Origin of the sequence: Streptomyces sp. Ru71, from assembly GCF_002920535.1 — a bacterium.
Lineage (GTDB): Bacteria > Actinomycetota > Actinomycetes > Streptomycetales > Streptomycetaceae > Streptomyces.
In genome coordinates, this window is the sequence record NZ_PQSS01000001.1 from 80,984 (window position 1) to 100,947 (window position 19,964).

Annotated in this window: 13 protein-coding genes and 2 pseudogenes; 6 read left to right on the plus strand and 9 right to left on the minus strand. The window is 72.0% G+C overall.

Annotated features, from left to right (window positions below):
• Window positions 1–39: 39 nt before the first annotated feature.
• Together C3489_RS00425 and fdhD are read left to right on the plus strand one after the other, a co-directional pair.
• Window positions 40–2,355, plus strand: a complete 2,316-nt coding sequence (locus C3489_RS00425) for an FdhF/YdeP family oxidoreductase (RefSeq protein WP_103778562.1) — start codon at window positions 40–42, stop codon at window positions 2,353–2,355.
• On the plus strand, window positions 2,343–3,176 hold the full coding sequence (gene fdhD / locus C3489_RS00430; RefSeq protein WP_103778564.1) for a formate dehydrogenase accessory sulfurtransferase FdhD: 834 nt from the start codon (window positions 2,343–2,345) through the stop codon (window positions 3,174–3,176). The genes C3489_RS00425 and fdhD overlap by 13 nt, the downstream gene beginning before the upstream one ends.
• Window positions 3,177–3,211: 35 nt before the next feature.
• Here fdhD and C3489_RS00435 read toward each other — a convergent pair whose 3' ends face one another.
• The 3 genes from C3489_RS00435 to C3489_RS00445 form a co-directional block, all read right to left on the minus strand.
• Window positions 3,212–4,141 carry a LysR family transcriptional regulator gene (locus C3489_RS00435; protein WP_103778566.1) on the minus strand — a complete coding sequence of 310 codons (930 nt, stop codon included), beginning with the start codon at window positions 4,139–4,141 and terminating at the stop codon, window positions 3,212–3,214.
• Window positions 4,142–4,282: 141 nt separating this feature from the next.
• A complete protein-coding gene (locus C3489_RS00440; protein ID WP_103778568.1) occupies window positions 4,283–4,744 on the minus strand; it encodes a GreA/GreB family elongation factor in 462 nt (153 codons plus the stop codon).
• 222 nt (window positions 4,745–4,966) lie between these two features.
• Window positions 4,967–5,707, minus strand: a complete 741-nt coding sequence (locus C3489_RS00445; RefSeq protein WP_103778570.1) for a hypothetical protein — start codon at window positions 5,705–5,707, stop codon at window positions 4,967–4,969.
• Between the two features lie 213 nt (window positions 5,708–5,920).
• Here C3489_RS00445 and C3489_RS00450 point away from each other — a divergent pair, with 213 nt between their 5' ends.
• Both C3489_RS00450 and C3489_RS00455 read left to right on the plus strand, forming a co-directional pair.
• The gene (locus C3489_RS00450) at window positions 5,921–8,236 is read left to right on the plus strand and encodes an FdhF/YdeP family oxidoreductase (protein WP_103778572.1); all 2,316 of its coding nucleotides are present in this window, start codon (window positions 5,921–5,923) and stop codon (window positions 8,234–8,236) included.
• Window positions 8,233–9,685 (plus strand): annotated as a pseudogene (locus tag C3489_RS00455) (phytoene desaturase family protein). The gene C3489_RS00450 and the pseudogene C3489_RS00455 overlap by 4 nt, the downstream one beginning before the upstream one ends.
• Here the strand turns inward: C3489_RS00455 and C3489_RS00460 are convergent.
• The 4 genes and pseudogenes from C3489_RS00460 to mdlC all read right to left on the minus strand — a co-directional run bounded on the left by C3489_RS00460 (window position 9,666) and on the right by mdlC (window position 14,613).
• A complete protein-coding gene (locus C3489_RS00460; protein ID WP_103778574.1) occupies window positions 9,666–10,040 on the minus strand; it encodes a VOC family protein in 375 nt (124 codons plus the stop codon). The pseudogene C3489_RS00455 and the gene C3489_RS00460 sit on opposite strands and share 20 nt — an antisense overlap.
• Before the next feature lie 214 nt (window positions 10,041–10,254).
• A complete protein-coding gene (locus C3489_RS00465; protein WP_103778576.1) occupies window positions 10,255–11,499 on the minus strand; it encodes an aromatic acid/H+ symport family MFS transporter in 1,245 nt (414 codons plus the stop codon).
• Window positions 11,500–11,553: 54 nt separating this feature from the next.
• Window positions 11,554–13,009 (minus strand): annotated as a pseudogene (locus C3489_RS00470) (benzaldehyde dehydrogenase).
• Window positions 13,010–13,023: 14 nt separating this feature from the next.
• The gene (gene mdlC, locus C3489_RS00475) at window positions 13,024–14,613 is read right to left on the minus strand and encodes a benzoylformate decarboxylase (RefSeq protein ID WP_103778578.1); all 1,590 of its coding nucleotides are present in this window, start codon (window positions 14,611–14,613) and stop codon (window positions 13,024–13,026) included.
• Between the two features lie 96 nt (window positions 14,614–14,709).
• On the opposite strand from mdlC, the gene C3489_RS00480 reads away from it, so the two are divergent.
• Window positions 14,710–15,645 carry a LysR family transcriptional regulator gene (locus C3489_RS00480; RefSeq protein ID WP_103778580.1) on the plus strand — a complete coding sequence of 312 codons (936 nt, stop codon included), beginning with the start codon at window positions 14,710–14,712 and terminating at the stop codon, window positions 15,643–15,645.
• On the opposite strand, the gene C3489_RS00485 is transcribed toward C3489_RS00480, so the two are convergent.
• Window positions 15,618–17,015 (minus strand): cellulase family glycosylhydrolase, encoded by a 1,398-nt coding sequence (locus C3489_RS00485; protein WP_103778582.1) that lies wholly within the window; start codon window positions 17,013–17,015, stop codon window positions 15,618–15,620. The two genes, C3489_RS00480 and C3489_RS00485, sit on opposite strands and share 28 nt — an antisense overlap.
• Before the next feature lie 136 nt (window positions 17,016–17,151).
• On the opposite strand from C3489_RS00485, the gene C3489_RS00490 reads away from it, so the two are divergent.
• Window positions 17,152–18,681 (plus strand): ricin-type beta-trefoil lectin domain protein, encoded by a 1,530-nt coding sequence (locus C3489_RS00490; RefSeq protein ID WP_103778584.1) that lies wholly within the window; start codon window positions 17,152–17,154, stop codon window positions 18,679–18,681.
• 73 nt (window positions 18,682–18,754) lie between these two features.
• Here the strand turns inward: C3489_RS00490 and C3489_RS00495 are convergent, their stop codons facing one another.
• Window positions 18,755–19,837, minus strand: a complete 1,083-nt coding sequence (locus C3489_RS00495) for a class I SAM-dependent methyltransferase (protein ID WP_103778586.1) — start codon at window positions 19,835–19,837, stop codon at window positions 18,755–18,757.
• Window positions 19,838–19,964 lie beyond the last annotated feature (127 nt).

The window sequence follows — 19,964 nt, forward strand, 5'->3', positions numbered from 1 at the left end:
GGTTGATCGCGCACCCGGCAGAAAGAGGCGGACGGCGGCATGAGCAGCATCGAGGACCCGATCGACGATCTGTCGGTCACCCCGCCCAAGCGCTGGGCGACGGGCGTCCCGGCGGTGACGCACGCACTGGAGTACTCCCTGGAGCAGACGTCCGTGCGGCGCACCGCGCTGACCCTGCTGAACATCAACCAGGTCAAGGGCTTCGACTGCCCGGGCTGCGCCTGGCCGGAGCCCGCGCCGGGCAAGCGCCACCTCAACGAGTACTGCGAGAACGGCGCCAAGCACATCGCCGACGAGGCCACCACGCGCCGCGTCACCCGCGACTTCTTCCGCCGCCACTCGATCGCCGAACTGGACACCAAGTCCGACTACTGGCTCAACCAGCAGGGCCGTCTGACCGAACCGATGGTCAAGCGGCCCGGCGCGCAGCACTACGAGCCGATCGGCTGGGACGAGGCGCTCGACCTGCTCGCCGGCGAACTGCGCCGCCTGGACTCGCCGGACGAGGCCCTCTTCTACACCTCCGGCAGGCTCAACAACGAAGCCGCCTTCCTGCTGCAGCTGTTCGCCCGCGCCTTCGGCACCAACAACCTGCCCGACTGCTCCAACATGTGCCACGAGTCGAGCGGGTCCGCACTCCAGGAGACCCTCGGCATCGGCAAGGGCAGCGTCTCCCTGGACGACATCCACCACGCCGACCTCGTCTTCGTCGTCGGGCAGAACCCGGGCACCAACCACCCGCGGATGCTGTCCGCGCTGGAGGAGACCAAGCGCAACGGCGGCCGGGTCGTGGCGGTGAACCCGCTGCCGGAGGCCGGGCTGATCCGCTTCAAGCACCCGCAGAAGGCGCGCGGGATCATCGGCCGCGGCACCGCGATCGCCGACCGGTTCCTGCAGATCCGCCCCGGCGGCGACCTCGCCCTGTTCCAGGCGCTCAACCGGCTGCTGCTGGAGGCCGAGGACATCGCTCCGGGCGCCGTGCTCGACCACACCTTCATCGACGACCACACCACCGGCTTCGCCGACTTCGCCGAGCACGCGCGCAAGGTCGAGTGGGACGACATCCTCACCGCCACCGGGCTCACCCGCGACGAGATCGAAGGCATCCACGACCTGGTCCTGGAGAGCAAGAAGATCATCGTGTGCTGGGCGATGGGCCTGACCCAGCACAAGCACGGCGTCCCCACCATCCGCGAGGTCGTCAACTTCCTGCTGCTGCGCGGGAACATCGGCCGGCCGGGCGCGGGCGTCTGCCCGGTGCGCGGTCACAGCAACGTCCAGGGCGACCGCACGATGGGCATCTGGGAACGGATGCCTCAGACGTTCCTCGACGCCCTGGGCCGCGAGTTCGGCTTCACCCCGCCGAGCCGGCACGGCCTGGACTCGGTGGACGCCATCCGGGCCATGCGCGACGGCCGGGCCAAGCTCTTCCTCGGCGTGGCCGGCAACTTCGTCCGGGCCACCCCCGACAGCCAGGTCACCGAGGAGGCGATGCGGCGCTGCCGGCTCACCGCGCACATCTCCACCAAGCTCAACCGCTCCCACACCGTCTGCGGCGAGATCGCGCTGATCCTGCCCACCCTGGGCCGCAGTGACCGGGACGTCCAGGCCACCGGCGAGCAGTTCATCACCGTCGAGGACTCCATGAGCGAGGTCCACGCCTCCCGAGGACGCCTCGCACCTGCCTCCCCGCACCTGCTCAGCGAGGTCGCGATCATCAGCCGCCTGGCCCGCCGCACGCTCGGTGAGACCCCGGACATCCCCTGGGAGGACTTCGAGGCGGATTACGGCACCGTCCGCGACCGCATCGCCCGCGTCGTCCCCGGCTTCGAGGACTTCAACGCCCGGGTGTCCAGGCCCGGCGGGTTCCGTCTGCCCAACCCCGTCAACCAGCACGTCTTCCGCACCCCGAGCGGCAAGGCCGTCTTCACCCGCAACGACTTCACCATGCCGGACATCCCGGACGGACACCTGCTGCTGCAGACGCTGCGCTCCCACGACCAGTGGAACACCGTCCCGTACGCGATGGACGACCGCTACCGCGGCATCCACAACGCCCGCCGGGTCGTCCTGGTCAACCCCGACGACCTGACCGCCCTCGGGTTCGCCGACCGCGACCTCGTGGACCTGGTGGCGGTCTGGCACGACGGCGTGGAGCGCCGGGCGGAGAACTTCCGCGTCGTCGCCTACCCCACCAGCCGGGGCTCCGCGGCCTCCTACTACCCCGAGACCAACGTCCTCGTCCCGCTGGACAGCGTCGCCGACATCAGCAACACCCCCACCTCCAAGGCCGTCCTGGTCCGCCTGGAAGCCGCCCGCACGCCCGGTTCGAAGGAGACGGCATGGGACGAGTGACCGCACGGCGGAAGGTGCTGCGCATCCGAGACGGCGTGCTCTCGCACCGCCCGGACACCCTCGCCGCCGAGGAGCCGATGGAGATCCGGGTGGGCGGCCGGCCGCTCGCGGTGACCATGCGCACCCCCGGGGACGACTTCGACCTCGCCGCCGGATTCCTGGTCAGCGAGGGCGTGCTGCACGCCGCCGCGGACGTCGCCGCGATCCGCTACTGCGCCGGCGCCACCGCGGACGGCGGCAACACCTACAACGTGGTCGACGTCGCCCTCGCGCCGGGCGTGCCCGCGCCCGACGCCTCGCTGGAGCGGAACTTCTACACCACGTCGTCCTGCGGACTGTGCGGCAAGGCCGGTCTGGACGCGGTGCGCACCACCGCCGCGTGGTCGGTGGCCGACGACCCGCTCACCCTCGGCCCCGAACTGCTCGCGGCGCTGCCCGGCAAGCTGCGGGCGGCGCAGAAGGTGTTCGACAGCACCGGCGGCCTGCACGCCGCCGGTCTGTTCACCGGCGACGGCGAACTGCTCTGCCTGCGCGAGGACGTGGGCCGGCACAACGCCGTGGACAAGGTCGTCGGACACGCACTCCGGGAGGGGCTGCTGCCGCTGCGCGGGAGCGTGCTCATGGTCAGTGGCCGCGCCTCGTTCGAGCTGGTGCAGAAGGCGGTGATGGCCGGCATCCCGATGCTCGCCGCCGTATCGGCCCCGTCCTCGCTGGCCGTGGAGCTCGCCGAGGACAGCGGACTGACCCTGGTCGGCTTCCTGCGCGGCGAGTCGATGAACGTCTACGCCGGTGCCGAGCGCCTGGTCGAGTTCTGTTCATGACAGGCCGGACTCACGCAGCCCGATGACGGCTCCGCTCATGACAACCCCGGGCCCCCGGGAAGGCGTTCCAGGGCGGCCGACACATCGGTGCGCCGGGCGATGTCGGTGAGGGCGCGGGCCATGACCGAACCCGGCTCCCGGGCCATCACCACCAGGCCCACCGGCACGGTCCGGGCCGGCTCGACCAGCGGCACGGCCCGCATGCCGTGCGGGACGCCGAAGACATGCAGCCAGGCATGCGCCACGATGCTCGCCCACCGGCCCGTCCTGACATGGGCGAACAGCGCGGCCACCGAGTCGGTCTCGACCCGGGGCGAGGGCCTCGTGCCCACCTCGCCGAACACCTCGTCGAGCACCCGGCGGCCCTGCATCGACGTCGTCAGAAGGCACAGCGGCAGCCGGGACGCCTCCTCCCAGGTGACAGTCGCACGAGCGGCCAGGGCGTCGGCCGCCGGCAGGAGCAGCACGTAGCGCTCCTCGTACAGCGGCACGGACTGCAGATGCTCCGGCAGCTCGTCGCGGACATAGGTGAGACCGGCGTCGATCTCGAAGTTCTGCAGCTGACGCAGGATGTCCTCGTGCTGCAGGTCGGCGATGACCTCCACCGTGGTCAGCGGGTGCGCCGCGCAGAACGGGTCGGTCAGCAGCGAGGCGGCCCCGGACGCCGTCGGCACCGAGCCGATCCGCATCCGGCCGCTCAGCCCGCTGCGCAGAGCGCCGGCCTCGTCCTTGAGGGCGTCGCGGTCGGCCAGGACACGCTGCGCCCACACGACGATCCGCTCGCCCTCGGGGGTGAGGCCCTCGAACTTGCGGCCGCGCCGCACCAGCGGCACGTCGAGCTCCTCCTCCAGCTTGCGGATGGCCTCCGACAGGGCGGGCTGGGAGACGTAGCAGGCCTGAGCGGCACGGGCGAAATGACGTTCCCGGGAGAGCGCCACCAGGTATTCGAGTTGGCGAAACAGCACGCCCTCGGTCTACCCGACGCCTTCCCGGAACGCCAATCCGCCCTCGGTCAGGACCGCGATCACCCTCGATCCGGGCCGCGATCGGGCCGCCGATCCGTCACCGGTCCCCACCGCCGATGAGCCACCGGTCCCCACCCCGGATCAGCCGCCGATCGACTCCACCACCGCGCTCGCCCGCCCGCCGGGAGCGTCGTAGTGGACCGTGTCCCCGGCGTGGCGGCCGAGGAGGGCACGGCCGAGCGGGCTGTCGGCGGTGATCAGGGTCTGGTCCAGCGCGTCGGCGATCTCGGCGACGCGGTACGTCTCCACGGCACCGTCAGGGAAGCGGACGGTGACCGTACTGCCCACGCCGACGACATCGGTCCGGGCGGGGCCCGCCAGGCCCGCCTGCTCAAGACGCACGGTGAGGTCGCTGATGCGGTTGTCCAGCCGCTTCAGGTCGTCGGCGCGCTGCAACTGGTCGGCCTCGTCGGCGCGGTCGCCCACCGCGTCGGTGTCCCGCAGGGTCGCGGCGACCGTCGCGCGTTCGGCCCGCACATTGGCCAGCTCCTGTTCCAGTGCGCGACGGGCGTCGGCGCTGATCGGCTCGGGGTCACCAGTCATGCTCACTCCGGGGGCGCACACCACAGGACAATGATCGACAAATGCGACATTGTGAGCCTAGCAGTATGGTGTTCACGGATACGTCAGTGACCTGTGTGTCCTCCGTCCCTGCCTGGGGAGGTACTCATGTCGTCCAAGCGACGCCGGAAGAAGAAGTCCCGCCGTAAGCACGCCGCGAACCACGGTCGGCGCCCCCAGTCCTGACGGCGGGCTGACGACTTCTCAGCTCTCCTGCTGCCCGTCCTGCGCGGGCGCCTCGGCCTGCGCCTCGTTCGCCGCCGTCGCCTCGGGGGCGGTGTAGAACACCGACGTGCCCTGCTTGGTGCGCTGAGCCTGGTTACGGGCGACGAGGCTTTCGAGCGTGGTGCGCACGACGGTCGTCTTGACGCTGCGCTCGGGGTACGCCTTCCCGAGCGCCTCGGTGATCTCCGCCGCCGAACGCGGTTCCTTCTGCTCCGCCAGATGCCTGCGCACGAGTTCGACGAGCTTCGGCGCTCCCGTCGAGGCGCCTGAGGACTTCGCGGCCGGGGACGTGGCGGCAGCCGAGGACTTGGCGGCGGTCGACTTCTTCGCCGGCTGCTTCTTCTTCGCCGTGCTGCGCGGTGCCGTCGCGGACTTCGCAGTCTTCGTCGCCTTCGCCGCCTTCGGGGCCGTCCGCTTGCCCGCGCCGGACGCACGGCTGCCCGCCTTGCGCGGTGCGGGCACGACCGCCTCGGCGGGGCTCTCGGGCACCGCCGTCTCCGGGACGGCCCGCGCTTCGGCCGCTGCCGAAGTGCCCTCCAGCGCACGGCGCATGTTCTGCAGTACGGCGAAGTCGTGCTGGAGCGCGGCGAACTGCTCCTGCAGTGCGGTGATCTCCGCGCTGATGCGCTCACGTTCCTTGGTGTTGTGCTCCAGGTCGCTGGTCACCTGGGCGAGGTACTGCGAGGTGAGTTCGGTGCTGGAGAGACTGCTGTCGGACATGGTGTCGGTTCTCCCTAGATCCCGGGGTGACACAGCAGGTCTGCCGCCGTGACACGGGGCGATCAGTTGAGAAGACAGCATGGAGGGACGGCTCCCACCCCTGCAAGGCCCTCCGCACAGCCGCGTGGCGCCCGCTGAGGGGCGGGCATAGCCTGGCCGCAGGCGCCACACGCCGGAATCGGCGCACGTCCCCGTGGCGGAAGGGTGAGAGTCGTGACCACCTCCAAGGACGAGCAGGCACGGACGGAGCCCCGTGTGGGGCCCACTCCCGAGGGTGAACCGCGCTACCGCCCCTACCGTCACCCCGCCGCCGGCTGGGGCGCCGCGAAGAGTGTGAGCAGGTTCCTCGCGCGCGAGGGCGCGCTGCTGGACGGGCCCCGGGCCATCATGCGCATGAACCACGAGAACGGCGGTTTCGACTGCCCCGGGTGCGCGTGGCCCGACGACACCAAGGGCCTGCACCTGGACATCTGCGAGAACGGCATCAAACACGTCACCTGGGAGATGACCAGCAAGCGGGTCGGCCGGGAGTTCTTCGCCGCGCACTCGGTCGGCGAGCTGTCCGAGTGGAGCGACTTCGCCCTGGAGGACCAGGGCCGGCTGACCGAGCCGATGGTCTACGACCCGGACACCGACCACTACGTCCCGATCAGCTGGCGCGACGCCTTCGCACTGGTCGGCCGGACCCTGCGCGAACTGGACCACCCCGGCCAGGCCGCCTTCTACACCTCCGGCCGGCTCGGCAACGAAGCCACCTTCCTGTACCAGCTGATGGCCCGCGAACTGGGCACCAACAACCTGCCCGACTGCTCCAACATGTGCCACGAGGCCAGCGGCCGTGCCCTGCAGGCATCCCTGGGCACCGGCAAGGGCACCGTCGACCTCAAGGACTGGGAGACGACGGACGCGCTGTTCATCATCGGCGTCAACGCCGCCTCCAACGCACCGAGGATGCTCACCGCCCTGGCCGAGGCGTACAAGCGCGGCACGCAGATCGTGCACATCAACCCGCTGATCGAGGCGGCCGCCCGGCGCACCATCATCCCGCACGACTTCGGCGACATGGCCACCGGCCACTCGACCCCGACCAGCACCCTGAACCTGCAGCCGCGCATCGGCGGTGACATGGCGCTGGTGCGGGGCATGGCGAAGGCCGTACTGGAACAGGCGGGGAGCGATCCCAAGGCGGTGGACCGGGAGTTCATCGACCGGCACACCACGGGTTTCGACGCCTACCGGCAGGTGTGCGAGGCCACCCCGTGGGAGGAGATCGAGCACCAGTCCGGTCTCAGCCGCGACGACATCCTCAAGGCGGCCCGCGTGTACCGGGACGCCGACCGCTCCATCATCAGCTGGTGCCTGGGCGTGAGCCAGCACGAGCACGGCGTCGACACCGTCCGCGAGATCGTCAACCTCCTGCTGCTGCGCGGCAATCTGGGCCGTGAGGGAGCCGGACCCTCCCCGGTGCGCGGACACAGCAATGTCCAGGGCAACCGCACCTGCGGCATCGACCACCGCCCGGAGCCCGAGTTCCTGGACCGCCTCGCCGGCGTCTGCGGCATCGACCCGCCCCGGGAACACGGACTGGACACCGTCGGCACCATCCGCGCGATGCACAGCGGTGACGTGAAGGTGTTCGTCGGCATGGGCGGCAACTTCGCGCTCGCCGCGCCCGACACCTCCTACACCTACGAGGGGCTGCGCAAGTGTGAGCTGACCGTCCAGGTCAGCACCAAGCTGAACCGCAGCCACCTCGTCCACGGCCGGCGTGCCCTGATCCTGCCCTGCCTCGGCCGCACCGAGAAGGACCACCAGCGCGGCGGCATCCAGAGCACCTCGGTCGAGGACTCGATGAGCATGGTCCACCTGTCCGTCGGCATGAAGCGCCCCGCGTCCCCCCACCTGCTGTCCGAGCCCGCGATCATCGCCGGCATGGCACGCGCCGCGCTGCCCGACAGCCCCACCCCGTGGGAGTGGTACGTCGAGGACTACGACCGCATCCGCGACACCATGGCCCAGGTCCTCGACGGCTTCGAGGACTTCAACCGCCGGGTACGCCTGCCGCTGGGCTTCCGCATCAAGCAGCCCGCCCGCGAACTGGTCTTCCGTACCGCCTCCGGACGCGCCGAGTTCTCCTCGGCGCCCCTGCCCGACGTCGTCCCCGCGAACGGCACACTGGCGCTGGGCACCATGCGTTCCCACGACCAGTGGAACACCACCATCTACTCGGACAACGACCGCTACCGCGGCATCAGGAACCTGCGCACCCTCGTCTTCATGAACGAGGACGACATGCGCGACCGCGGCCTGGTGGAGTTCGACCCGGTCAGCATCACCGCCACCGCCAAGGACGGCAGCACCCGTACCCTCGACGGCTACCTCGCCATCCCGTACGACATGCCGCGCGGCTGCGCGGCCGGATACATGCCGGAGATGAACGCGCTGGTCGCGCACGGTGACTACAGCGCCCAGAGCGACCAGCCCCTGATGAAGCACCTGAAGGTGACGATCCGTCACGTACGGGCATGACGTCGGCGCTCGTCGTCGGCGCCGGACCCAACGGACTGGCCGCGGCTGCCCTGTTGGCGGTCGCGGGGCTGGAGGTGACGGTACTGGAGGCCGCGGACGAGGCCGGTGGAGGCACCCGCAGCTCCGAGGCGCTGATGCCCGGGCTGCTGCACGACCACCATTCCGCCATCCACCCCATGGCCGTCACCTCACCCGCCCACCGCGCCCTCGGCCTGGAGCACCACGGGCTGCGCTGGCGCTGGGCCGACGTCGACTGCGCGCACCCGCTCGACGACGGCACCGCCGGGGTCCTGCTGCGGTCCGTCACGGAGACGAGCCGCCTGCTCGGGCCCGACGGCGGCCGCTACCGGGCCCTGGTCGAGCCGTCCGTCCGCCACTGGGACGCACTCGCCGGCGACATCCATGGGCCCCCTCGTGCGCGTCCCCGCCCACCCGCTGCTCCTGGCCCGCTTCGGACTGCCCACAGCCCTGCCCGCCACGGCCCTGGCCCGCGTCTTCACGACACCGCGGGCCAGAGCCCTGTGGGCCGGGGTAGCCGCCCACGGCTTCCGTCCCCTGACCCGGCCGTTCAGCTCGGCCATCGGTCTGGGCGTGCTCGTCGCCGGGCACGCCACCGGGTGGGCCGTCGCCGAAGGCGGCTCGCTTTCCATCACCCGCGCCATGGAACGCGTCCTGCGCGAGCACGGCGGCACCCTCCACACCGGCGTCCGCATCACCCACCGGCGGCAGCTCCCGCCCGCGGACGTGACCCTGCTCGACCTCGACCCGGGACAGGTCGCCGCGATCTACGGCGACCGGCTGCCGGCTAGGACCCGCAACGCCTACCGGCGCTACCGCCGAGGCCCCGGCGCCTTCAAACTCGACCTCGCGATCGAGGGCGGCGTCCCCTGGCGCAGCCCGGACGCCCGCCGCGCCGTCGCCGTCCACCTCGGCGGCCCGTTCGCCCAGGTCGCCCGGGCCGAGCGGGACATCGCGGCCGGACGCATGCCAGAGCGCCCCTTCGTCCTGGTCGGCCAGCAGTACCTGGCGGACTCCTCCCGGTCGGCCGGCGACACCCACCCGGTGTGGGCCTACGCGCACGTCCCGCACGGCTACGACGGCGACGCCACCCAGGCCGTGCTGGCCCAGCTGGAGCGCTTCGCCCCCGGCGTGCGTGAGCGGATCGTGGGCCTGCGCGCCACGCCGCCCGCGGCCCTGGCCGCCGGCGACGCCAACTTCACCGGCGGGGACATCCTCACCGGCGCGGAGACCGTGCCCCGCCTGCTGTTCGGCGCACGCCCCTCACGGGATCCGTACACCACGGGCCTGCCCGGCGTGTTCCTGTGCTCGGCGGCGACCCCGCCGGGCCCCGGCGCCCACGGCATGTGCGGCGCCGGGGCGGCGCGGTCGGCGCTGCGCCACCTCGGCATGCCGTCGGCGGTCCTGCCCGCTACAGATACGGCCGGGTGATCAGCTCGATCGCATGGCCGGCGGGGTCCTTGAAGTACACACCCCGCCCGCCGTGCTCGTGGTTGATCTCGCCCGGGCGGCGCATCTGCGGATCGGCCCAGTGCTCGACACCGTCGTCGCACAGCCGCCGGTAGGCCCGGTCGAACAGCGCGTCGTCGATCAGAAAGGCGTAGTGCTGCATCTGGATGTCCACCGGCGGCTCGGCGAACTGCAGCAGTACCCCGTCGGGGAGCTGGATGTTGGTGAACGGGCCCCAGGACGGCGCCGGCGGCACTTCCAGCAGTTCGCGGAAGAAGCGGGCCGACTCCTCGCGGTCCTTGGCGGCGATGATGGTGTGGTTGAAGCTGACGGACATGTTCGGCAGACCTCGCTGTCGCGGATACGGAATGGGACGCTCGTGGATCACGAGCATCGGGAGGTCCGCGTGCCGGGCGATGGGAGTGCGCGTCGCGCACCCGGTGGGGGATCAGCCCTCCACCGGATCGCCGATCCGTGCGTGGCGCAGTGCCGGTCCGGTGTTCACGTCGCAGGACCCTACGCGATCACACCGGCCGGCACAACGCGGTATCTCAGACGGCGGGTTGGGCGGCCGGCTCCTCCAGGGGACGCGGGCCGCGACCGGGCAGGGTGAGCACCGCCAGCACGGCGAGGGCCGCCACCGCGGCGAAGAAGTAGAAGCCCCACGGGTGCCCGATCCCGGCGGCCACCAGCGCCCCGCTGACCGAGGGGCCGACGATCGAGCCGATCCGCCCGATGCCGGAGGCCGAACCGAGCGCGGTGCCGCGCACGGCCGCCGGGTAGAACGACGTCACATAGGCGTACACCAGCACCTGCGCGGAGAAGACGAACACCCCGGTCAGGAAGACGACCGTGTTCAGCAGCAGGTCGCTGTCCGTGCGGACGCTCAGCAGCGCCAGCATGACCGCGGCGGCGGCGAACCAGCCCAGCGTGGTGCCCTTGATGCCGCGCCGGTCCGCGATGGAGCCGGCCAGCACGAGCCCGACGACACCGCCGACGTTGAGGACGAGCAGCTGGGTGACCGCCGTCGGCACCGGGTAGCCGGCGTCGTTCATCAGCTTCGGCAGCCAGGTGTTCAGCCCGTACACCAGCAGCAGCCCCATGAAGGAGGCGATCCACACGCCCACGCCCGCCCGCAGGTACGCGGGCTTGAGCAGCTCGGTGAACGGCACCCGCGCGGACGCCTCGTCGGCCCTGCGGGCCCGCACGAACGCCTCCGACTCCGGCAGCCGGAACCACTGGATCGCGGCGACGGCGAAACCGGCGGCACCCAGGACGTAGAAGAGGGCCTCCCAGTGGTCGGTCACCTGCAGCGCGAGCAGCGAGGTGATCACGGCGCCGGTGTGGTAGCCGGTCATCGTCAGGGTGCTGGCCCGCGCCCGCCGTTCGGCCGGCATGTGCTCGGCCATCATCGTCAGGGAGACCGGCATACAGGCGCCCAGGCCCAGTCCCGCGACCAGCCGCAGCGCGGCGAACACGGTGACCGAGCCGGCCAGCGGCACCAGGATCGTGAACAGCGAGAACAGCACCACCGAGCCGATGAGGACCAGCCTGCGGCCCAGCCGGTCCGCGAGCGGGCCGACGGACACCGCGCCGATCGCCACGCCGACGAGGGAGAGCGTGGCCACGGTGGTGGCGTCACCGGCGGTCATGCCGAGGTGATGGGTCTTCAGCAGGGTCGGGATGATGGCGCCGAGGACGACGAGGTCGTAGCCCTCCAGCAGGACGGTGATCCAGCACAGGACCACCGTCCAGGCGTTGCGGCCCGGTATGGGGGAGGGGGGAGCGGATGTCATGGGGAGGTGTTCTCCTCGGAGGCGGCCGCGGGGTACGGCACGAGCGGGGGAGTGTCAGAAGGGGTAGTCGGCGATGTCCGGGCGGACGGTCACCCGACTGGGTCTCGGTGAAGGCCTCGATGTTGGCCGCGGCGCCCCCGAGCCGGGACCCGGTGCCGGAGGCCTTCACCCCGCCGAAGGGCGCGTTGGGCTCGTCACCGACGGTCTGCTCGTTGATGTGCACCTTGCCGGACTCGATGAGGTCGGCCAGGCGCATGGCCGTACCGACGTCGCCGAGGATGCCGACGGACAGCCCGTAGGGGCAGTCGTCGACGATCCGGGCGGCCTCCTCCAGCGTGGAGAAGCCGACGACGGGCGCGACCGGTCCGAAGATCTCCTCCTGCCAGGCCGGCATGTCGGGGGCGAGACCGGTCAGCACGGTGGCCCGGTACGCGGGCCCCGCGATCTCGCCGCCCGCCGCGACCTTGGCACCGGCGGCCACACTGTCGGTGACGATGCGGTGGACGCGCTCCAGCTGACGGCGGTCGATGATCGGGCCCAGTGCCACGTCCTCGCGCGCCGGATCCCCCACCGGCAGCGCCTCGGCCTTCGCCGCGAGCGCGGCGACATAGTCGTCGTGCAGCGACTCGTGGACGATGTGACGGCCCGTCGTCATGCAGATCTGCCCCTGGTGCAGATAGGACCCGAAGGCCCCCGCCGACGCCGCCTTCGCCACGTCGGCGCCCGGGAGCACGACCAGCGCGTTGTTCCCGCCGAGCTCCAGGTGCGCCCGCTTCAGCAGCCGGCCGGCCTGCTCGCCGATCGCGCGCCCGACCGCCGTGGAGCCGGTGAAGGACACCACCCGCACCTCCGACGCCGCGACGACCGCCTGACCCACCGAACCGTCACCGGGCAGCAGGTGCAGCACTCCGTCCGGCAGCCCGGCCTCCTCGAAGACACGGGCGATGACCACGCCCCCGCTCACCGCGGTGCGCGGATCCGGCTTGAGCAGCACCGCGTTGCCGAGCGCGAGCGCCGGCGCGACCGAGCGCAGGCCCAGGACGAGCGGGAAGTTGAAGGGTGCGATGACGCTCACCACACCGGCCGGCCGGCGCCGGGCGAAAGACCAGCGGGCGTCCTCGGAGGTGAGCACCTCGCCCTGCGGGTGCGTCGGCAGGCCCGCGCACTCGAAGCACTCGCCGATCGCGAGCCCTGCTTCGAAGCCGGCCTTCGCCCGCACCGAGCCGGCCTCCCGCACCAGCCACTCCTCGATCTCGGCGGCGTGCTCGGTGAACAGCTCGCCCGCGCGGCGGAGCACCGCGGCCCGCTGCTGCGGCGGGGTGCGCGCCCAGGCCCGCTGTGCCTCGGCGGCGCGGGCGGAAGCGGCCCGCACGTCGTCGGGCGAGGCGTGCCCGACCGTGCCGAGCCGGTCACCGGTGGCGGGTTCGATCACCGGCTGCCGGGTGGCGGAGTCCCGCCAGCCGTCGCTGAAGAACTTCCCGTCCCAGACGGCGCTGTCCAGGAGTGTCATCGGCGGATCCTTTCTCATCGGGAGTCGTCGGGGGTGGTGAGCGCGGTGTCCACCTGGATCAGCCGCGGCCCGTCGGGGCGTTCGGAGAGCAGGGCGCGCAGCTCCTCGGTGCCGGAGGCGTGCCGGGCGGGGACGCCGTACCCTTCGGCGATCCGCGTGAAGTCCAGGCCGGGGATGTCCAGGCCCGGCGCGTCCGGCACGCCGAGGAGGCCGCCGAACCAGCGCAGCGCCCCGTAGGTGCCGTTGCGCAGCAGCACCACCGTCAGCGGCAGCCGCAGCCGGGCCGCCGTCCACAGGGCCGTGATGCCGTAGTTGGCCGAGCCGTCCCCGCTCACCGCGACGACGGGCCGCGACGGCTGTGCGAGGGCGACGCCCACCGCGCCGGGCAGCCCGAAGCCGAGCCCGCCCGCCGCGGGGAAGTAGTACGAGCCCGGCCGGCGCAGGTCCATCTGGCGCCACCACGCGGCGTTGGTCGACGTCGACTCGACGACGTACGCCGTGTCCTCGGGCAGCTTGTCGCGCAGCGCCGCGAAGACCTCCTCCGGGTGCAGGCCCGCGCCCTGAGCCGGGCGCGGCGGCGGCACCGGCCGGTAGGCGCCCGGGGATACGTCGGGAGTGGCGAGGGCGGCCAGGAGCAGCTCCAGCACCGCGCCGGGATCGGCCACCAGCGCCTCGCCCATCGGTGCCCGTGCCGCGGCGGAGGCGTCGCCGGTCACCTGCATCAGCCGGGTGCCCTCGGGCAGATAGCGGCCCGGCAGGTGCTCGTGGTAGCGGAACACCGGCGCCCCGAGGACGAGCACCAGGTCGTGTCCCTCGACGGCCTGACGGACCGGTTCGATCCCGGCGGGCAGCACGCCCCGGAACAGCGGGTGCCGGTTGGGGAAGGGCAGCCGGAACAGCGACGGCGCCGCCCACACCGGGCAGCCCATCGCCTCGGCCAGCCGGACGGCGGCGTCGAAGTGGCCGTCGGCGTCGATGTCGCCGCCCAGCACCAGCGCCGGCCGTCGCGCCGAGGTCACCCGGTCCACCAGCCACCGCGCCTGCTCCGCGTCGGGCGCCCCGGCCTGTCGCACCTGCCGGTCCAGGACGGCGAGGGCGTTGTCCCCGGCGTCGGCGGCCCAGTCGTCGTAGGGCACGGACAGATACGTCGGACGGCGCTGCAGCCGCGCCTCGAAGACGGCCTGGGCGAGCGCACGCGGCACGTCCCGCGCGCAGGCCGGCTCGGCGGCCCAGCCGACCAGCGGCTTCATCAGCGCGGGGGCGTCCACGTTGGTGAGGTTCGCCTCCACGCCCACGGCCGGCCGCACCTGCTGGCCGGCCACCACCACCAGCGGCGAACGGGAGGCGACCGCGTTCGTCAGCGCGCCCATCGCGTTCCCGGAGCCGGCCGCCGCGTGCAGGTTGACCAGGACCGGCCGGCCCGTGGCCTGGGCGTAGCCGTCGGCCATACCGACGACGGCGCCTTCGTGCAGGCCCAGGACGTAGCGGAAGTCCTCCGGCAGCCCGGCGAGGAAGGGCAGTTCGTTGGAGCCGGGGTTGCCGAAGATCGTGGTGAGGCCCTGGCGGTGCAGGAACTCGTGGGACACGCGGCGTACGGAGGGCACGGAGAGGTCCTTTCCGAAGTGACGCACGCCACGCTAAGGACACCGCGACATGGACTCCAATAGATGTTTCCGCGCGTCGATATAGAGTCCATCGATATGAGGAGCTTCGACCTCAACCTGGCCCGCGTCTTCGTCCTGCTGTACGAGACCGGCAGCGTCACGGCCACCGCCGACACGCTGCACCTGACCCAGCCCACCGTGAGCTACAGCCTGGCCAAGCTGCGCCGCCACTTCGGCGACGAGCTGTTCCGCCGTACCGGCCGCGGGCTGACGCCGACAGCCGGCGCCCGCCGGCTGTACGAGCCGCTGCAGCGCGCGCTCGCGGAGATCGACGGCGCGGTGCGCCAGTCCGACGCCTTCGACCCCGAGACCATGCCGGGCCGCTTCACCCTGGCCCTGTCCGACCTCGGCGAGGCCACCCTGCTGCCCCGGCTCCTCGCGGCGGCCCGGGTGCGCGCCCCGCGGGTGTCGTTCACCGTGCGCGCGCTCGATGTGGAGGAGGCCGAGAACCAGCTCGGCCGCGGCGACCTCGACGCCTTCGTGGCGACCCCGGTGCTGACCTCCCACCGCACCGTGCGCATCCCGCTGTTCGGCGAGCGCTACGTCGCCATGGTCGCCGCCGACCATCCCCGGGTGCGCGGGGACGCGGTCACCCTGGAGCAGCTCGCGGCCGAGCACCACGCGACCGTCTACGGCCCGAGCGGCCACGTCGTACCGCGCGAGGTGCTCGCCACCTACGGCCTGCTGGACCGGGTGGCCGTCGACGCCACCCGGTTCTCCATGCTGCCCTACCTGCTGGAGCAGACCGACCTGATCGCGATCGTCCCCGAGTTCGTGGGGGAGGTCTTCACCGCCTCCCGCCGGCTGCGTCTGGTGCGCCTGCCCTTCGAGACGGAACCGATCGAGGTGGCGCTGTACGCCCGGCACGAGTCCTCGCGCAGCCCGTCGCAGCGGTGGCTGGTGCGGTTCATGGCCGATGTGCTCGGTGAGCGGGTCAGCCCGGCTCAGCTCCCGCCGTCCACCGGCCGCTGACCGGGGCCCTGCACCCGCTCGGCGGTGACCACCACCTCCCGTCCCGGCGCGGCCACCACCCAGGCCCGTCCCGGCTCACGGCGCAGCACCGTCGCGTCCGCCCTGACCCGCCAGTCGCCCGGGGGCAGGGACAATTCGGTCAGCCGTGGGCCGTGTGACGCGGCACGGTAGGCCAGCCGGTACCGGCCCGTCGCAGGGTCGTACGAGGCGGAGCGGACCGTGCCGGCCACGCTCGCCGCGTACGGCTGCGCCGTCAGCTCCTTGTTGGCGCGGAAGGCACCGGTGCCGTCGACCGCGCAGTACCCGCCGCCGTAGCACCACACATAGCCCGCCCAGCCGGAGGTGTAGCGCGCCAGGGAGGCCATCGCGTCGCCGTAGAAGCGCCGCATGTTCGGCAGGGAGTTGTTCAGCGGGCCCCACTCGCCCACCACGACCGGCACCTTGTAGCGCTTCGGGTATTCCACCACGGCCCGCTCGTACGCCTCGATCCATCCGGCGCCCGGGTCGTAGTCGGCGCCGGCCTCCATGGCGGTGTTGTAGAAGTGCGGGGCGTACACCACCTTCGGGTCGTCGACGCGCCCGAGGCCCGTCGGTACGCCCTCGCCGACGATCGGTGTGGGCTCGACGAACACCCAGGCGTCCCGGTCGGCCGAACGGACCGCGTCGGCAAGGCGGTTGTACATGGGCGTGAGCTGCTCGCGCTCGATACGACTCGCGGCCGTGGGCAGATCCTCACCGTCTTTCAGCTCACCCATCGGCTCGTTGACGAGGTCGTAGCCGATCACGGCCGGGTGGTTTGCGAAGCGGGCGGCGAGCACCCGCCACGCGTCGGCCTGGGCGCGTCGCAGGTCGGGGTCGTCGTAGAGATGGCTGAAGGCACGCTGGACGGCGGGTTCGAAGTACTCGGCGAACCAGTCGTCGGGATGCGGCGTGAACGGCAGACCGTCGGTCCTGGTCGCCCACCGCGGAATGCCGCGATGGCCGAACGCGGGCCCGAAGACGTCCTGATGGGCGTCGATGAGCACCTTGACGTCGTAGCGCCGGGCCCAGTCGAGGATGCGCTCGATCCTGCGCAGATACGCCTCGCTGTACTGTCCGGGCCGCGGCTCCAGGTCGTCCCAGAACACCAGCAGGCGCGCGAAGTCGAAGCCCTGGGCGCGCATGTCCCTGAAGTGCCGCTCGGTGATGGCGGACAGTGCCTTGTCGCCCCGGTTCGCCTTGTCCTCGACGTTCCAGCCGCGCAGGGTGAGCACCCGGCCGTGCCGGTCGGTGAGGCGGGGGATGTCCGGCTCCTCCTGCTGGGCACGCGCGGTGGCGGGGGCGAGCAGCGCGGCCACAACCACGCTCGCCGTCAGGGTCGTTCGCAGCACGGACACCTCCGGGGTCGGGGCTCACGGGGCCGCGAAACGGAACGTGATACTCCCTCAACTTTACTCGGCAGAGGTATTCCCAAACGCGGCTACCGACCAGTAAATACCGTGGGTAACCCCACGTCCAGGAGGTGTCATGAGACGCTCCGGGTACCGCATCCGGTGGACCGTCACCACCCTTGCCGCCCTGTTCGGCATGGCGACGGCCGCCCTTCCCGCCACCGCGGCCGCCGCCGACGGCGCCCCGCGGCAGGCGACCGCCGCCACGCCGCTCCCGCCCGACCTGGAGGCCATCCGCGCCGCCGAGGCCACCCGGCTCTACGGCGATCCGGCCGAACGCCCGCTCAGCGAACGCAAGAGCGCGCTGATCTCCCTCGGCGACAGCGAGATCTCCGGCGAGGGCGTCGGAACCTACGAATCGCCCACCAACGGCCCCGACAACTGGTGCCACCGCTCACCCGAGGCCGCCATCCACCGCACCGGCATCGCCGCCGACGTCACCTACAACGTCGCCTGCTCCGGCGCCTACACGGGCAACATCAGGATCGGCGGCAGCAAGCAGTACGCCGACGAACTCGTCCAGAGCGACAGCCTGGCCGTCCAGGCACGCAACACCCGCGTCAAGATGGTGCTGCTGGTCGCCGGCGCCAACGACGACCTCCAGTTCGGCCCCGTCATGACCGACTGCGTCGAGCGCTACCTCCTCTCCCAGGGCCCCTGCGAGCCCAAGTACGCGCCGGGCTGGCAGGCCCGCGTCGACGCCCTGGTGCCGAAGGTCGAGCAGACCGTCCGCGACCTGAAGTCCGTGATGCGCGACGCCGGTTACTCCGACGGCGACTACAAGCTCGTCCTGATGAGCTACCCCAGCCCCATCGGCCCCGACTTCCGCGACAACCCCGACTTCAGCACCAAGCTCGCCTGCGGCGGCCTCGGCTACGACTCCGACACCGTCTGGGGCCGCAACACCGCCGTCCCCGCCTTCGAACGCGGCATCCGCAAGGCCGCGGCCGAGACCGGCGCCTACTACCTCGACAACTCCCGCCTCTTCCACGGCCATGAGGTGTGCTCGGACAACACCTGGGCCCGCGGCCTGTTCATCGACGTGACCAAGCCCGGCCTGCCCGACGAGAACTCCGTGCGCCAGTCCTTCCACCCCAACGCCCGCGGCCACGCCGCCTTCGCCACCTGCCTCACCCGCTTCTACGCCGCGAACCTGCGCGAGGCGTCCTGCGCGGACGTCGACTCGGCCGGCACGCCGACGCTCTTCCCGTTCGCCTGGGACGACGTCTACGCCGGCGTCCGCAACCAGGCCACCGGCACCTGCATGGACGTCACCGGCTCCCGGAGCGCCAACGGCACCGGGGTGCTCGGCTGGGACTGCACCGGCAACCGCAACCAGCACTGGTGGTACGACCAGGCGCGGCAGACCTACCACACCGAACTCACCCAGGACCGCTGCCTGGACGTCCCCGGCGCCCAGTACAAGGCGGGCACGGCACTGATCGTCTGGAACTGCTCCGGTGCCGCGAACCAGAAGTTCGTCCGGGACGGCGCCACGATCCGCCCGGCGGCGGCGACGGGCCTGTGCCTGACCCAGACGGCGCCGCGCGAGCCGCTGCGCCTGCAGAACTGCGACGGCACGGCGAGCCAGCGCTTCACCTCCTAGGAACCGGCACGGCGGCCGCAGCGGGCCGCACGATGGGGCCGGCCGGGCGCACCGCCCGGCCGGCCCCCTCCCGTCAGCCCTGGGAGGCCACGTAGTACACGTTGATCGGGTCGCCCTCTATCGAGGTGACGTCGACGTGCTCGAAACCGGCCTCCTTGAGCATGCGCACCGCGGTGTCCTGACCCCACACCGTGCCCAGACCGGCGCCGCCCGTGCCGAGCGAGGTCGTCATGCAGTAGAAGACCGAGAAGCCGTACAGGGCGGGTCCGAAGGGATGCCCCCGGTTCTCCTCCAGCTTGCTGGAGGCCGCTATGTCCCCCATCAGGAACGTGCCACCGGGGCGCAGCGCACCCGCGATGGCCCGCAGGGTCTCGGCGGGGCGCGCGAGGTCGTGGATCACGTCGAAGGCGGTGATCAGGTCGTAGGCGCCGGTGATCTGCGTGGCGTCGGCGAGGACGTAGTCGAGGTTGCCCAGCCCAGAACGGTCCGCCTCGGCCCGGGCGGCGGCTATCCCCGACTCGGACTGGTCGAGCCCGCAAAAGCGGCTGGCCGGGAAGGCCCGGGCCAGCACCAGCGGCGCGTGTCCCTGACCGGTGCCCACGTCCAGGACGTCGATACCGGCGCGCAGCCGCTCGGTCAGCCCCGGCACCAGCGGCACGATGGTGTCGACCAGCGCCACGTCGTAGACCCGGGCCGTCTCCTCGGCCTGCAGCCGCTGGAAGCGCGGATAGGCGGAGTACGGCACCCCGCCGCCGTGCCGGAAGCAGTCCACCACCTGCTGCTCCACCTCGCCCATCAGCGCGATGTACGGCATCATCCCGGCGAAGTTGTCCGGGCCGGCCGCCGTGGTCAGGGAGGCGGCGTGTTCGGGCGGCAGGGTGTAGGTGCCGTCCTGCGGGTCGTACTCCACGAATCCGCCGACGACCATGCCGCCGAGCCACTCGCGGACGTAACGCTCGTCGAGGGCCGCCGCCTTGGCGAGGTCGGGGCTGGTCGACCGCGGATGCGCGGCCAGGGTGTCGAACAGCCCGCACTGGTGGCCGACGCTGGCGAGCAGGGCGAGCACGGCCTTGTTCAGCACATCGGCGACTTCACCGGCGAACGCCTCCTGCTTCGCGGCGTCCAGGGGCGCGTGGGGTGTGTCGAGAGTCGACATGATCTCTCCCTCCGCCTGGGGCGGCCGGCGCCGCCGGACGGGTGTTGTCGACCGCGTCTCATGCTAGTCCCGGGCGGCGGCAGCGGATCTTACGGAGCGAGAACGGCAGACCGGCCGGGGAAAGTGC